The organism is Winogradskyella sp. 3972H.M.0a.05, from assembly GCF_040493455.1.
Classification (GTDB): Bacteria; Bacteroidota; Bacteroidia; order Flavobacteriales; family Flavobacteriaceae; genus Microcosmobacter.
On sequence record NZ_JANFDA010000007.1, the window covers coordinates 97843 to 113876 of the forward strand.

The following is a 16034-nucleotide window of genomic DNA, read 5'->3' on the forward strand; positions in this document are numbered from 1 at the left end:
ACGAAATGAAACGTCTACAACAGGGCATATCATCTATTTATATTAATTCTAAATAAGACTTCCTCTTTAGGCATGGATTTTGTTTATCTTTACCACAAATCAACACTATAAATGATTAAAAACATTAAACATTTTTTGTGTTTTGCGCTATTTCCATTAATCGGTTTAGCTCAAGTACAAGAAGTTAATCCTCCAGATTTTATCAAGACCATAACCTTTAGAGGTACCACCAATGAGGGACAGCTTCCTGTTATTAGACTAGGAGAACCTTTGTATTTGGAGTTTGATGCCGTTAATGGTAATGAGGAAGATTTCTATTACGTCATTGAACATTATAATTTTGATTGGACTAAATCCAACTTGGTAAAGGGTGAATACTTGAGAGGCATGGATAATCAGCGAATTTTTAATTATGAGAATTCGTTCAATACCTATCAAATCTATTCACATTATATGCTCAAAATCCCGAATCAGCAAACAAGAGGTTTACTGAAAAGCGGTAACTATATTATTTCCATTTATGATGATTATGATGAATTGATGTTCAGTAGAAAATTTATGATCTACGAAGACCTAGTCAATGTTGGTGTTTCCATTAAGCGTTCTAGAGATGTTCGCTTTGTTAACGAAAAGCAGTCTGTGGACTATGTAGTGTCTACCAATAGCATCAACTTCATCAATCCGATGGAGAATATAAAAACTGTAATTATTCAGAATAATAACCTCAACACTGTTATTTCTAATCTAAGACCTCAATATACTCTTGGCAACGAACTGATTTATCGTTACAATACGGAATCTAGCTTTTGGGCTGGTAATGAATTTATGTTCTTTGAAAACAAGGATATTAGAGCTGCAAATGTTGGTGTACAGTTTACTGATTTACAAGATATTTATCACAACTATCTGTTTTTGGACATAAACAGAAGTGAGCAACCATATACCTATAATCCAGATATTAATGGAAACTTTTTAGTTAATGTGCTGGATAGAGATCCAAGAGTAGAAGCTGATTATGCTATGATTCACTTTTCTCTTTTATATCCCGATTTGAAAGCAGGTGAAAGTATTCATGTTTATGGTAATTTCAATAATTATGCAATTACAGAAGAGACTAAACTAGCCTTTAATCCAGACACAAATAATTATGAATGCACTATGAAGCTAAAACAAGGGTTTTATAATTATAAGTATGTGATCGTAGATGCTGATGGCAACATTGATGAAGGCGCTATTAGTGGCAACTATTGGCAAACGGAAAACAACTACAAAGTCTTAGTATATTACAGGGATATTGGCGCTAGGTTCGATCGCCTGATTGGTTTCGGAGAAGGAAACTCAGTAAATATTTCCAACTAGGACTGAACCGAAGTTTGTTCAATCTCTTTAAAAGTATCGTACTTAAGTTCTTTATTTACGAACTTTTCGCTGTCTTCACAATAAAAGTCACATCGTTCTATTGGTTTGGCGTAAAGATGCAAACTCATTGTTCTTCCTGTAGAACCATTACCCAATCGATGCAATCCTATTCTATCGTTAATATAAGATACCTGACGAGCGTTTAGAGTTTCAGTATTAACTAGTGTAAGACTTTCGTCACTATTTTGAATAAAATTGTGCTCTACGACTTTTCCATTTAAGACATACAACCAACATTCTTCTCCTCCATGATTATGGATTGATGTTTTCTGACCTTCTTCCCAACACAATAAAATCAATTCAAAGTCATCACATCGGTAAATGCAATTTCGGGTATACTTTTTCTCAGACCAACTTTCGAACTCAGAAAAGAGCGTCTCGCAATCCTTCAACTGCTCTAATATTGAGGTATACTCTGTCTTCGGAGACTCAATTAATTTGTTTACTAAATCTTGTACTGTAAGTAAAGAATTCAAAATCGACTAAGGTTTCGTTGTTATAATATTAAAAGAGAAATATTTAGATATCAGCGAAAATAAGAATAATTTTACACAAGTCATTAATACTAATTTTCATCTTAAGGTTTTATGCACAATGACCTAAAACTTTTTATAGAACTTGCGGAACAACTCTTAGAAGAAGAAACCGCAAATCCGGTTGCAAAACCAATCCCCACAAATGAGCTTTACAGTCGATTAGATTTGAGCCTGAATGACGATCCTACTTTGGATGAAACTTTCAAAAACAACCTGAAAGAGATTGTAAAGTACACACCCAAAACAGCTTCCAAATCATTCTTTAATCAGTTATTTGGTGGTAGATTAGGTCGTGCTGCGCTTGGAGATTTATTAGCTGTACTTTTTAATAATAGTATGTACACCTACAAGGTGGCTGGTCCGCAGGTAGGTATTGAAAAAACAGTTCTTAGAGCTATTTGCAATCTTATAGGCTACGATGAGAATAGCGATGGTACTTTTGCTCCAGGTGGTTCCATGAGTAATTACATGGCAATGTTGATGGCCAGAGATCGTATTGATCCTAATGTAAGATATAAAGGTGTTACCAAACCACTTACACTATATACGTCCGAAACCTCACATTACTCCATTGCAAAAAACGCTTCATTTTTGGGTCTTGGTAGAGATCATGTAAGACAGATTAAAGCTGATGATAAAGGCGTGATGATTGTTGACGAACTCAGAAAGCAAGTCGAAGAAGATATTGCAAACGGATTTCTTCCTTTTTTTGTTAATGCAACAGCTGGCACTACTGTCCTTGGTGCTTTTGATGATGTAACAAGCATAAGCAAAGTATGTAGAGATCATAACCTATGGCTTCATGTTGATGGTGCATATTGTGGTTCTGTTGTGTTTAGCAAAAGATATAAGTATCTACTTGATGGTATTGAGCTTACGGATTCATTCAGTGTGAATGCGCACAAAATGCTTGGCACGCCTCTAACCTGCTCAATTATTGTTGTGAAGGACAAGAAACACCTTTATGACTCTCTTTCTAATGAAGCAGAGTATCTATACCAAACCGATGGAGATGATTTTAATCTTGGAAAAACCTCACTACAATGTGGTCGTAGAAATGATGCTTTAAAGCTTTGGACTCTGTGGAAATCTATCGGCACCAAAGGCTTAGAAAATTTGGTTGACAAGCAGTTTCATTTAGCAGATGTTGCCAGAAATTATATTAGATCCAATAGTGATTATCAGATATATAGCTTTGATGATTCTATCTCTGTTTGCTTTAGTTATAAGGATATTCCGTCGAGAGATCTTTGCACTGCATTATACGACAATGCAGAACTTATGGTGGGTTATGGCAATTTTAAGGGTGAAGAATTCGTTAGACTAGTAACAATAAATTCTATCTTGGAAGAGGAAGACATTATAAACTTCTTTAAAAGGCTAGAATCCTTTGTAGAGCGCCAAAATTGAGGATAAAGTTCCTTTTATGTTAAAAATTCTATCGTTAATCCGAAATTTGATTCTCGTATTTAAAAATATGTTATTTTAGCATACTTATTTGATTTTGTAGATGGTACAGCAAGTCACAAGTGGAATAAAAATTTCTGTAGAAACATCATTCGAAGGCACATTTTATAAAAATTATAAAGTGCATTTTGCTTTTGGATATAAAGTGACTATTGAAAACCAAAGTAAAGATTCTGTACAACTTAATTCTAGATATTGGAAAGTTTTAGACGCTTTGAATAATGTAGACATTATTGAAGGAGAAGGTGTAATCGGTAAAAAACCTGTACTAAAACCCGGTGAATCCCACACTTACAATTCTGGATGTCTATTGACTTCACCTTTTGGTGCCATGCAAGGTCACTATAATATGGTAAACTTTACCACTACAAATAAGTTTAAGGTAATTATTCCTTCGTTTAAGCTGAGCGCTCCTTTTGCACTGAATTAATCGTCAACCTATCAAATTCAAACTTATATTCACTTCCATTCTGTTCGACGTGGAAAAATTCGCAATTTGAATTGTGCATAAATGTGTAGCTGCCATTAATATCGAAACTCAAATCATCGATTGTATATTCAGCATCAATATCAATATCGCCGTAAGGTGAAATTCGTCTAAATCGGTAACGATCGTTTGTTCCCAAATCATGCAACTCAAACCAAGCACCAACTCCAACACCAGGCAACCATTGTGCATGATGTGCTTTAATACTATTGTGCTTTGGTTCCAAGGCGCCTTCAAAATTAGCTTCATGATCCTTCAAACGATCTAAAAAGCATTTTATATTAGTCTTTCTTACCGAAGAGTCGAATCGAGAAATCTTTCCATCTTCAGACACTTCATATATAAAATCTTCAGTATCAGAAAGTATAACATTACCTATCGTGCTTGGTGTAAATCGAGTCGATTTCACCAAACGTTTCTTCATGTTCTTATCTGTAACAGCATCAATCAAAACCGATGTCACAAAACGTGCACAATTACTCGCACCTTTAATAAACGCTCCATAACGCATAAAACCTTTGGCTTTAAAATCATCTATTGTGGCTCTCGCAACATCATAATTTATAGCACTACATACAGAAGCGATTAATTTACCTTCTCCATGGGTTAGCTTGGCGTTAGTTCCCAAAAACTTTAAAACCTCATCTAGATTAGAAATGGTATCCTTATCAATTTTAGCTTTAAGAGGAAAATCCAATTCAGGATCGGTGCTTTTATCTCTCACTCTTCCGTGTGGTTCCGAGGTAATATATCTCCCAAAATCATGATATTCTAAAACACCACTATCCTTATCAATTAAAACGAGTGCTGCATGCCCTGCCCTAACGTGTGTTTTGTTACCTATACCAACATATTTGAGCAATGGTGAATACCATTCTCTTGCATGCATTACAACAGTTTCTGGGTAAGCTAATGTTAGTATGAAAGCATTATTTTTCAATTGTCAGAAATCAATGAGATATTTTTCAGTCTGTTTATGTCCTGAAACTTACAAAAAAATATCATTTTATCCCTGTAAAATCATAAAATGTAAAATATCGATATCCTCTAAAAAAGTCGTAAATTTGTGCTCAATTTTTAACCATATAAAACATAACTAAAGACATGGGAAAAGGATTCTTCAATGTACCAGTAGCGGTTAACGAACCTGTAAAAGGTTATGCACCTGGATCACCTGAACGTGAAGCAGTTCTTGCTGAATACAAAAAGCAATTCAATAGTAATACAGAAGTACCATTACATATCAATGGAAAAGATATAAAATCTGGAAATACCAGAACCATGTCTCCTCCACACGATCACCAGCATATTGTAGGTGAATATCACCTTGCTGAAAAATCGCATATAGAAGATGCTATAGCAAGTGCTTTAGAAGCTAGAAAATCTTGGTCTCAAATGCCTTGGGAACAAAGGGCAGGTATTTTCTTAAAAGCTGCTGAATTAATTGCTGGACCTTACAGAGCAAAGATTAATGCGGCTACAATGATCGCACAATCTAAAACGATTCACCAAGCAGAAATTGATGCTGCTTGTGAGTTTATCGACTTTTTACGATTCAATGTGCAGTTTATGACTGACATCTACATGGAGCAACCAGAAAGTACAAGTGATGCTTGGAACCGTGTAGAATACCGTCCATTAGAAGGATTTACTTATGCCGTAACGCCTTTTAACTTTACCGCTATATCTGGTAACTTACCATCATGTATGGCACTAATGGGTAATGTTGTAATCTGGAAACCTAGTGACAGCCAAGTTTATTCTGCAAAAGTAATCATGGATGTATTTAGAGAAGCTGGTGTACCAGATGGTGTTATCAATATGGTTATGGGAGATCCTGTAATGATTACAGATACTGTTCTTGAGCATCCTGAATTCTCGGGACTACACTTTACTGGTTCTACATTCATCTTTAAAGAACTTTGGAAAAAAATAGGAAACAACATCCACAACTATAATACCTACCCAAGAATTGTAGGTGAAACTGGTGGAAAAGACTTTATTGTTGCTCACAAGTCGGCTAATGCTAAGCAAGTTGCAACAGCCATTGCTCGTGGTGCTTTCGAATTCCAAGGGCAAAAGTGTAGTGCAGCATCTAGGGCATACATTCCTAAAGGAATTTGGAGTGATGTAAAACAATATCTTGTTGATGATATCAATTCGTTCAAAATGGGTTCTCCAGAAGATATGAGCAATTTCATCACTGCCGTAATTCATGAGGGGTCTTTTGATAAATTGGCATCTTATATTGATCAAGCTAAACAAGATAGTGATGCAGAGATTATCGCAGGTGGTAACTATGACAAATCAAAAGGTTACTTTATTGAGCCAACTGTGATTGTTACTACAAGTCCTAAATACACAACAATGTGTACTGAGTTATTCGGACCAGTAATTACTATTTACGTCTATGAAGATGATGACTATTCTGAAACTTTAAAATTAGTTGATGAAACTAGTGAGTATGCACTTACAGGTGCTATACTAGCTACTGATAGATATGCTGTTAATGAAGCTACTAAAGCTTTAGAGAATTCTGCTGGCAACTTCTATATCAATGACAAACCAACCGGTGCAGTTGTAGGGCAACAGCCTTTTGGTGGTGCCAGAGCTTCTGGAACCAATGATAAAGCAGGTTCTGCTCAAAACTTATTACGTTGGGTTTCACCAAGATTAATTAAAGAAACCTTTGTGACTCCAACAGACTATCGCTATCCTTTCTTGGGATAAGATTAAGCAATCATTATAATTGAGCCTCAAACGTTAAGTTTGAGGCTTTTTTGCTTTACAACGCTCTATTTTTTGTACTTTTATGTAGAAACCTGAAAATCAATTTCTATGAAAATAAATTACTTTTTAATTTTTAGCCTTCTTCCTTTTTTATTATTTGCCCAACCTGGAAGTGAAAGTGCTATAACACCTATTAACTCAGTTCTTACATATCAAGGGTTTGGAGAAGCTATGCCTCACCTTGGGACTGGTGAATACAAAATCTACTACGATAATGTAGATGGTGTTCTAGATAAACCTGTCTTTTTTGTAGATGGGTTCGATCCTGATGATGGAAGGAAAATTCCTGACATTTTCAACTACTTAGGTGCTGAAAACTTTGGAGAAGATATTCGTGACGAAGGTTTTGATATTGTTATTCTGAACTTTCCAGTATATATGAGTGCTTCTGACAATAGTTACACTATTAATGGAGGGGTAGATTTTATTCAGCGTAATGCTTACACTCTTAGAAATTTAATTGATATCATTAATGCTTCTAAAGTAGGCTCTGAAGAAAACGTAGTTATTGGACCAAGTATGGGGGGCTTAATTTCTCGATATGCATTAAGAGATATGGAGGAAGACTTAGTTGATCACGAAACTCGCTTGTTTATTTCTTTTGACTCACCTCATTATGGAGCAAATGTTCCTATAGGATTACAATATTTATTGAATTTTTTAGTGAATAATGATGATGCACCCGTAACAACTCTTGAGCCTGCCGTTAATGGTTTACTTAACAGCCCTGCAGCAAAACAAATGCTGGTCGATCATTATTTAGGACATTTACAAGGAGGATCAAATTTTTTGCAAGACCCTAGCCTTACTCTGCCTATTGGGGCTCCAGATTTTAGAGATGCTTTCCAAAACGAGTTAAATACAAAAGGGTTTCCTCAAGATTGCCGTAATGTTGCTATGATTAATGGAAGCGGTCTTCAAGCCACAAATGGAACTCCAGGCATGTCTTTCATGAACAATGCCATTGTTGATCTTGGAAACTTTGCTGGTTTTGACACAAGAGCTGTTATCAACTTAAATTTCACACCTGCAGCAGGCAACACAAATACCGTAACGAGTGTTGAAGTACAAATTAATATTGTTCCTTTTCCCGGGTGGACAACCATTTTTTCTTATACTGCATCTGCAGAATCACCAGCTGTTTCTGATGGATTAGACAGTGCTCCAGGAGGGCAGTTTGATATTACTAATATTGATGATGGAAGCGATCCTATTTTAACTGACTTCGTAAATAATCTAGGGATCCAATATTTTGATTTTATTCCAACATTAAGTGCTTTATCAATCCCAGAGCCTAATTGGTATGCTGCACCTGTTTTAGCATCGAGCCCATTTGCAGCTACATATATTCCAGATAATAATGAGCCTCACATTTCTTTAACGCCTGGTAATGTAAACTTTGCTTATACGGAAATTACATCTCCCCCATTGAGTGTTAGCACATTTGCTGAAAACACAATAAAATTGGAAAAAAACCCAATTAAGAATGAGATTGTTGTACTTAATGAGCAACCTATAGACAATGCTCAAATTCGCTTGGTTGATCTTACAGGTAAAGTTGTATATTCAAACACTATGAATCTTAGTAATAGAACTAGTATTCCTGTAAATATGCAATCTGGTATTTATATTTTCAGCATTACTAATGATCAAGGATTCAACTTTATTACTAAAGTAGCAGTAAAATAATTCAAGTTAAATAGTATAAAAAAGGCTGAACGTTTGTTCAGCCTTTATATTTTAGTGGAAGATGCACCACCTTTTTTGTATCGAAAAAATCTTCAGAATAAAAATCGCTTAGATTATAAATGGTTGCGGTAGTATAGGATTGTAACTCTTCTGTCAAATCACCACCCTTCAAATACAGTATCCCATTCTTTAAATCATGGTTTTGTTTTTTGGCAATTTTTCCTTTAACCCAATGCACAAAAGTCGGCATGGCTGCCACAGCTCTACTCACAATAAAATCGTATTGCTCATCAATATCTTCTACTCTCGAATGGGTTGTTCTCACATTTTCTATTCCTAAACCATCAACAACTTCATTAACTACTTTAAGCTTTTTTGCAATGCTGTCTACCAAATGAAATTGGCATTCAGGAAAAAGAATCGCAAGCGGTACACCTGGAAAACCTCCACCAGTACCTACATCCATAATAGAGCTTCCATCCTTAAATTGTATAACCTTTGCAATTGCTAATGAATGTAATACATGTCGTATATACAGCTCATCAATATCCTTTCTGGAGACAACGTTAATCTTTAGATTCCAGTCTTGATACAAATCTTCTAGCAACTTAAACTGTTCTATCTGAGTATTTGTGAGGTTTGGGAAATATTTCAGGATGATATCCATTTTCAAAATTTTCAACAAAAATAGCCAAATTAGTGTGGATTATTTTAGCAAAGACTTAACCCTTTGCCTTATTTTATTATTTATATTTACACCTTTAATTTTTCACTATGTCAAGACAGGCTTTAGCATTTTCGAGAGTTGACTCAGCAAAGTTCTTCAAAACCTTGAATAAGCGTGTAAACTCCTATTTCAAAGAAAATAACATTAAGCGTACAGGGAACTGGAAACTATGGCTCAAAACCGTCATAATGTTTTCCTTATTCTTAGCTCCATATTTCCTCATTCTAACCTTAGACATACCTGGTTGGGTACAATTGTTAATGACAATCGTAATGGGGATTGGAATGGCTGGAGTTGGTATGAATGTAATGCACGATGGTAATCATGGTTCGTATTCCAACAAAGAATGGATTAACCGTTTAATGGGAAGTAGCATATATATTTTAGCTGGAAACGTTTACAACTGGAAAGTACAGCATAATGTTCTCCACCATACTTATACAAACATTCATGGTCATGATGAAGACCTTGAAGCTGGTCGAATCTTACGTTTTACGCAACATTCGAAGTGGATGTGGCATCACAAATTTCAGCATTACTATTCAATCTTACTATACGGATTGTTAACGATAAACTGGGCTATTACTACAGATTGGCAGCAGATGACGCGCTACATGAAGCGTAAGCTCTCTTATGGCAAATTCCCTAATCCTGTTTGGAACTGGAGTAAATTAGTTATTTCTAAAATAATCTATGTTGGAATTTGGATTGTGCTACCAATGTTGATTTTGGACATTGCTTGGTGGAAAATATTACTTGGGTTCTTTATAATGCATTACACGGCTGGTCTTATACTTAGTGTAGTATTTCAATTGGCTCACGTTATGGATGAAGCTGAGATGCATTTGCCAGAAGAAGATGGTGTCATGAAAAATACATGGGCTATACATCAGTTAAAAACTACTGTGAATTTCGCTACAAATAATAGAATCGTGAATTGGTTTACTGGAGGTTTAAATCACCAAGTGGAGCATCATATTTTTCCACACATAAGCCATATTCATTATACTAAGATTTCTAAAATTGTTAAGGAAACCGCTAAAGAGTTTAATCTTCCATATAAAGAATACAAATCAACTCGAAAAGCAATTGCAGCTCATTTCAGATTTTTGAAAGAAATGGGAATGAAACCAGCAGCCTTACAGGCTTAATTACGTTTTGATCAATGAACCAACTATCTGATAGAATAAATAATCTATCGACTTCTCAGACTTTAGCTATGGCGGCTAAAGCTAGAGAGTTACGAGCTGAAGGAAAGGATATTATAGGCTTAAGCCTTGGTGAACCCGATTTTAATACTCCCGATTTCATTAAAGATGCTGCTATACAAGCCATCAATGACAATTACAATTCGTACACTCCTGTAGATGGTTATGTTGAACTCAAAGAAGCCATCATTACAAAATTCAAAAGGGATAATAATCTAGATTACACATTACCTCAAATTGTTGTGTCTACTGGCGCAAAGCAATCTCTGGCTAATGTGGCTATGGTTATGATCAATAAGGGAGACGAAGTCATTTTGCCTTGTCCTTTTTGGGTGAGCTACGCTGAAATGATAAAGCTAGCCGAAGGTACTCCAGTGCAGGTTGAAACTTCTATCGATACTGATTTTAAGATGACCGCCGAGCAACTTAGAAGTGCTATAACACCTAGAACTAAAATGCTTTGGTTAAGCTCTCCTTGCAATCCAAGTGGATCGGTTTATAGTAGAAAAGAATTGCGAGCATTAGCAGATGTTTTACAAGAATATCCGAATATCTATGTGGTTTCTGACGAAATCTACGAGCATATCAATTTTATAGGAGGCCATGTTAGTATGGCTCAATTCGATGATATGTACGATCGTACTGTTACAGTGAATGGTGTCTCAAAAGCATTTGCAATGACTGGTTGGAGGATTGGTTATATAGGTGCTCCTGAATGGATCGCCAGAGCTTGTAACAAAATGCAAGGTCAGATTACGAGTGGTGCCAATTGTATTGCTCAACGTGCAGTGATTACAGCTTTAAATGCGCCTCCTTCTAAAGTGCAATACATGATTGATGAATTCAAATCTCGTAGAGCTTTGATTCTGGATCTACTTAAGGACATTAATGGTTTTAAAACCAATGAACCTGAAGGTGCGTTTTACGTATTCCCAGACATTTCATATTACTTTGGAAAAACTATAAAAGGCAAAACGATACATAATGCCACGGACTTTTCTATGTTCTTATTGGAAGAAGCACATGTGGCTACTGTAACTGGTGACGCTTTTGGAAACCCTGATTGTATACGAATATCCTATGCGGCTTCTAACGAACAAATTATTGATGCCATTAAACGCATTAAAAATATATTAAACTAGAAAGCACTCAAATGAGTGCTTTTTTTATAGATAGTATAGGATCACTCCTACGATTACAGACACCAATAAGGCAAATACAAGGATTGTTTTATAGAGTATTCGTCGATTTTCTCTTCTTATACGCTCACCTATTAGTGCAATCGTCCTTTCGTGTAATTCTGGTGCATTGCTTTCAAACTTTCGTTTAGCCTTTCCTTTGAATACATATTTTGCCTCATAATTCTCCTTAAACCCTCTTCTATTCTTTCTTAGAAGGTTTCTGTTATTCTTCAAAATAGCTCTCATTCCAGCACTATGCATAACATTCAAATTAAAAGTTAGACAATACACTACCACCCAATAAGATCAAGCTTATTGATTACACTTATACTTTTTGAAGTAAAAGGAGTTCTAGATACCGTTTCTAAAAAATTACGGCTAATGCAATTACGAACACAGACACTTTTAGGATAACATCTATACCTGGAGTAAATTGGTAACGTCTGCTTTTGATGCGTTGTCTAATTCCGAAAATGGATTGAGACGATTTCTTGTTGAAGTTTTCCTTAACTACTTGCTTGTAGTTAGAGTTTAAAATACCTTCTGGTTTAATAACGTTTGATACCGATTTACGTTTAGGTAAAGGATCTAAATCTGTTGCTGATAATACTAATTCCATGATTGGTTTTTTTTAATTGGTTACACAGATATGACGCATATAGCGCAAAAATGTTACAGCGATATTTGCACTAAACCATTAAAAACCAAGGTATAAATTTCTGGGAAGGCTCATGGATTCTAAGAAATTTCAAAATTCAATATTTTGAAAAAAATCGTAAAAATTATCTGTTTTTCCAGAAGAAAGGTGTCAATAAAATAAGTACGGTAAACAATTCTAACCTACCTAAAAGCATCAAAAAAGCAGCCCATAATTTTCCTGCGTAAGGTAACGCTGCGTAATTATTCACTGGTCCAAAATCTCCTAAAGCAGGACCAACATTCCCTAAACTTGATGCTGATAAACCGATAGCCGATTCAAAATCTATTTGAAACATAGAAAACACCAATGCACCAACTATAAAGGAAAGCATATACAGAATGAAAAAACCTAGAACATTGAATACAATACCTCCAGAAATGGACTTTTGATTATAACGCACTGGCAATATAGCATTGGGATGCAACGCACGTTTGAATTCCAAGAATCCATTCTTTATCAATATAAGATGTCTAACCACCTTAACACCTCCAGATGTACTTCCAGAAGAACCTCCCAGGAACATCAACCCGAAGAAGAAGATTACCAAGAATGGCGTCCATGCCGTAAAATCTGCTGTTACAAAACCTGTAGTGGTTACTACGGCAAGCACTTGGAATAATCCGTGCCTTATAGAACTTTCTAGCTCTCCCCAAACCATCGGATGGTCTACAGTAGATGTCGAAGGATCGGTATTGAAGTAAATAATCAGTGATGCTATTATCGTAAAGACAGCAATAAATTTGGCATATAATTTAAACTCTTCATCTCTCAGTACCTTCTGTACTTTTCCTTTGAACACAAAATAGCTCAATACAAAATTAGTCCCAGCTAAGAACATGAAAACAATAATGATATATTGAATTATAGGCTGTCCATTCCAGTGTGCTACACTCGCATTTTTAGTAGAAAATCCTCCTGTAGATAGAGTACACATCGCATGATTAATAGCATCAAAGAAGGACATTCCAGCTACTTTCAGTAATATGGTTTCCGCAGCAGTATATCCAAAATAGATCAACCATAAACGCTTTGCAGTATCTGTTATTCTAGGATGCAACTTGTCTGCATTTGGCCCTGGAGCTTCTGCTGCAAACAACTGCATTCCTCCAATACCTAATAATGGTAAAATAGCAACTGCCAATACAATGATTCCCATACCACCAATCCAATGTGTGATACTTCTCCAAAACAGAACACCTTTCGGTAAGCTTTCAATATCACTAAGAATAGTAGCACCTGTCGTGGTATAACCAGACATGGTTTCAAAAAAAGCATTTGAAAAAACGGGTATGGCTTCAGTAAGCATATAAGGAATGGTTCCAGACAGTGCCATAATAAGCCAGCCGAAGGTCACTACAATATACCCTTCGCGCTTGTTCATCTCCTTTCTATGCTTTCTTGTAGCTACCATTACAAAAATACCAATGAGAAGCACCATTAAACCAGAAAGTACTAACTGCATCGTTACTCCATCTTGATAAATAAGGCTAAACAATGCTGCAAATAGCATAAAGCCGCCGTTGAACAGCAAAAGCAATCCTAAAAAATGAAAGATAATTTTGTAGTTGAGTCTCATCGATTAGTAAAAATACTTTTCTACTTCTGAAATAGATCTAGGTAAGCAACATACCACTACGCGATCTCCTACTTCAATCTTAAAGCTTCCAAGAGGAATCAATCCTTCTTCGTCTCGGATAACACCTCCAATAATCGCCGACCTTGGGAATTTTATATCCTTAATCATCTTGTTGGCTATAGATGACGTATTGATAACTTCAAACTCGAGTAACTCGGCGTTCATGTTGTTCAACTTAGTCATGGCTACAACCTTTCCGCGTCTCACATACCTAAAAATATTATTAGCCGCTAATAGTTTCTTATTAATTAAGGTATCGATACCTATAGATTCTGAAAGCTGGTAATAGTCCATATTTTCAACCAATGCTATAGTTTTTCTAACGCCTTTAGATTTTGCAACTAAGCAAGACATTATATTCGTTTCAGAATTTCCGGTAACTGAGATAAAAGCGTCCATGTTCTTTATGCTTTCTTCTTCAAGTAACTCAGCATTGCGACCATCTCCATGAATCACTAAAGCATTTGGCAAATCGTCTGCGAGGTCGAAGGCTATATCTTTGTTACTCTCAATAAGCTTCACATTGAACTTACCTTTACACAAGTCTTTTGCAGTTTTGAGACCTATCTTACTACCACCAAGAATCATTACATTCTTAATCTCACTCTTAACGGTTCCCGATAGTTCCAGCAATTCATCATCACCTCCTTTTGAAGTGATAAATACTACCTTATCTCCTTCCTTAAACTGAGTGTCTCCTCTAGGAATTATGGTATACTGAGTCCCAAATCGCTGTATTGCAATAGGAATAAAATGCAGCTCTGGAAAAATCTCGGCTGCTTCTTTTACAGTCTTGTCTACGAAAGATGCCGTACGAGAAAGCTTTAAACTAAGCATGGTTAACGCACCTTCTTCAAACTCGTAACTTTCATTAAACCCATACTGATTAAGTAGTAATTCAATTTCTGAAGCCGCTAAAGATTCGGGCGAAATCAATTCATCAATTCCAAACTTGGAAAATCCAACCGCATCTTTGTGCTCAATAAACTCAGTATTAGCGATTCTAGCAACAGTACGTTTAGCACCCAATTGCTTTGCAAGAACGCAAGCCGTAATATTCGTAGTCTCAGAAGAGGTAACCGCAATAAACAATTCAGTATCCTGAATTCGTGCTTCCTCTAAAAGTGATAAAGAGGTGGTATCACCTCTCATTACTTTAATATCTAAATGGTCGTTTGCATAGCTTAGACTATGCTTATTGGTATCTATTAGCGTTATTTCCTGGGATTCAAAAGACAGTAACTTTGCCAAATGAAACCCCACCTCTCCAGCACCAGCTATAATGATTTTCATCTAAAAAAATTTGCGCTTTGCAATAAACAAAGCGGAAAAACAGGCAAATATAGCACATTTTCGGCTCTTAGAGTGCGTTTCCCCTTTGCTTAAAATTGCATTGGCAAATTACTTATTGCAGAAGCAATATCCTATATTTGTCAAAAATTTTGAATGTCCTCAAAAGTAAAGCCTTATAAAGACAGTGACTTGAATAAAAAACAACAAGTTGCTCAAATGTTTGATAATATTTCAAAGGAATACGATGGATTAAATCGTGTTATTTCTTTTGGAATAGATGTGAAATGGCGAAAAAAAGTTGTTGATATTGTCTCAGCAACCAATCCAGAAACCATATTAGATATTGCCACTGGAACTGGAGATTTGGCTATAAACTTATCTAAATCTGCTGCAAATTCTATCGTTGGTCTCGACATTAGTGAAGGAATGTTAGAGGTCGGTCGCGAGAAAATAGAAAAGCAAAACCTGCAAGACACTATTCAAATGATTATTGGAGATTCTGAAAACCTCCCTTTTGAAGATAATAGCTTTGATGCCATTACTGTAGCTTTTGGAATTCGCAACTTTGAAAACCTAGAAAAAGGGCTTTCAGAAATACTTCGAGTACTTAAACCTAATGGTATTTTTGTGATTTTGGAAACTTCAAATCCTACGAAAACGCCTTTCAAACAGGGATATAACTTTTACACCAAATATATTTTGCCTAATATTGGCAAACTGTTTTCTAAGGACAAGAGTGCTTATAAATATTTAGGTGATTCTGCCTCAGTATTCCCTTTTGGTGAAGCTTTGAACAATATTTTGCGCCAAATTGGGTTTATAGATGTCGAAGATATGCCGCAAACATTTGGTGTGGCAAGTATTTATAAAGCGTCAAAAGCCCTTAATGCTTAAGATATCA

The 16034-nt window shown here is 35.8% G+C and carries 15 protein-coding genes; 8 read left to right on the top strand and 7 right to left on the bottom strand.

From position 1 onward, the window contains the following. Window positions 1–111: 111 nt before the first annotated feature. Window positions 112–1359: a type IX secretion system plug protein gene (locus tag NCE97_RS13695; protein WP_353779846.1), complete on the top strand. Its 1248-nt coding sequence runs from the start codon at window positions 112–114 to the stop codon at window positions 1357–1359. On the opposite strand, the gene NCE97_RS13700 is transcribed toward NCE97_RS13695, so the two are convergent. Next, window positions 1356–1895 carry a cysteine dioxygenase gene (locus NCE97_RS13700; protein ID WP_353779847.1) on the bottom strand — a complete coding sequence of 180 codons (540 nt, stop codon included), beginning with the start codon at window positions 1893–1895 and terminating at the stop codon, window positions 1356–1358. The genes NCE97_RS13695 and NCE97_RS13700 overlap by 4 nt on opposite strands. Before the next feature lie 111 nt (window positions 1896–2006). Here NCE97_RS13700 and NCE97_RS13705 point away from each other — a divergent pair, with 111 nt between their 5' ends. Further along, the gene (locus NCE97_RS13705) at window positions 2007–3365 is read left to right on the top strand and encodes a pyridoxal phosphate-dependent decarboxylase family protein (protein WP_353779848.1); all 1359 of its coding nucleotides are present in this window, start codon (window positions 2007–2009) and stop codon (window positions 3363–3365) included. A 100-nt stretch (window positions 3366–3465) separates the two neighbouring features. Further along, window positions 3466–3852 carry a Co2+/Mg2+ efflux facilitator ApaG/CorD gene (gene apaG / locus NCE97_RS13710; RefSeq protein WP_353779849.1) on the top strand — a complete coding sequence of 129 codons (387 nt, stop codon included), beginning with the start codon at window positions 3466–3468 and terminating at the stop codon, window positions 3850–3852. Here apaG and NCE97_RS13715 read toward each other — a convergent pair. Further along, window positions 3821–4849: a DUF6695 family protein gene (locus NCE97_RS13715; protein WP_353779850.1), complete on the bottom strand. Its 1029-nt coding sequence runs from the start codon at window positions 4847–4849 to the stop codon at window positions 3821–3823. The two genes, apaG and NCE97_RS13715, sit on opposite strands and share 32 nt — an antisense overlap. A gap of 164 nt (window positions 4850–5013) precedes the next feature. On the opposite strand from NCE97_RS13715, the gene pruA reads away from it, so the two are divergent. After that, window positions 5014–6639: an L-glutamate gamma-semialdehyde dehydrogenase gene (pruA, locus tag NCE97_RS13720; protein ID WP_353779851.1), complete on the top strand. Its 1626-nt coding sequence runs from the start codon at window positions 5014–5016 to the stop codon at window positions 6637–6639. Window positions 6640–6747: 108 nt separating this feature from the next. Continuing rightward, window positions 6748–8388: a T9SS type A sorting domain-containing protein gene (locus NCE97_RS13725; RefSeq protein WP_353779852.1), complete on the top strand. Its 1641-nt coding sequence runs from the start codon at window positions 6748–6750 to the stop codon at window positions 8386–8388. 37 nt (window positions 8389–8425) lie between these two features. Here the strand turns inward: NCE97_RS13725 and rsmG are convergent, their stop codons facing one another. Then, window positions 8426–9055 (bottom strand): 16S rRNA (guanine(527)-N(7))-methyltransferase RsmG, encoded by a 630-nt coding sequence (gene rsmG / locus NCE97_RS13730; protein ID WP_353779853.1) that lies wholly within the window; start codon window positions 9053–9055, stop codon window positions 8426–8428. A 107-nt stretch (window positions 9056–9162) separates the two neighbouring features. Here rsmG and NCE97_RS13735 point away from each other — a divergent pair, with 107 nt between their 5' ends. Next, a complete protein-coding gene (locus NCE97_RS13735) occupies window positions 9163–10266 on the top strand; it encodes a fatty acid desaturase family protein (protein ID WP_353779854.1) in 1104 nt (367 codons plus the stop codon). Window positions 10267–10280: 14 nt separating this feature from the next. Then, the gene (locus tag NCE97_RS13740) at window positions 10281–11465 is read left to right on the top strand and encodes a pyridoxal phosphate-dependent aminotransferase (protein ID WP_353779855.1); all 1185 of its coding nucleotides are present in this window, start codon (window positions 10281–10283) and stop codon (window positions 11463–11465) included. A gap of 24 nt (window positions 11466–11489) precedes the next feature. On the opposite strand, the gene NCE97_RS13745 is transcribed toward NCE97_RS13740, so the two are convergent. The 4 genes from NCE97_RS13745 to trkA form a co-directional block, all read right to left on the bottom strand. Continuing rightward, window positions 11490–11765, bottom strand: coding sequence for a hypothetical protein (locus NCE97_RS13745; protein WP_353779856.1), 276 nt, complete (start codon window positions 11763–11765; stop codon window positions 11490–11492). Between the two features lie 103 nt (window positions 11766–11868). Then, window positions 11869–12123 carry a hypothetical protein gene (locus tag NCE97_RS13750; protein ID WP_353779857.1) on the bottom strand — a complete coding sequence of 85 codons (255 nt, stop codon included), beginning with the start codon at window positions 12121–12123 and terminating at the stop codon, window positions 11869–11871. 163 nt (window positions 12124–12286) lie between these two features. Then, entirely contained in the window at window positions 12287–13780 is a 1494-nt protein-coding gene (locus NCE97_RS13755; RefSeq protein ID WP_353779858.1) for a TrkH family potassium uptake protein, read from the bottom strand. Window positions 13781–13783: 3 nt separating this feature from the next. After that, on the bottom strand, window positions 13784–15133 hold the full coding sequence (gene trkA / locus NCE97_RS13760; protein ID WP_353779859.1) for a Trk system potassium transporter TrkA: 1350 nt from the start codon (window positions 15131–15133) through the stop codon (window positions 13784–13786). A 153-nt stretch (window positions 15134–15286) separates the two neighbouring features. Between trkA and ubiE the strand changes: the two genes are divergently transcribed. Next, the gene (ubiE, locus tag NCE97_RS13765; RefSeq protein WP_353779860.1) at window positions 15287–16027 is read left to right on the top strand and encodes a bifunctional demethylmenaquinone methyltransferase/2-methoxy-6-polyprenyl-1,4-benzoquinol methylase UbiE; all 741 of its coding nucleotides are present in this window, start codon (window positions 15287–15289) and stop codon (window positions 16025–16027) included. Window positions 16028–16034 lie beyond the last annotated feature (7 nt).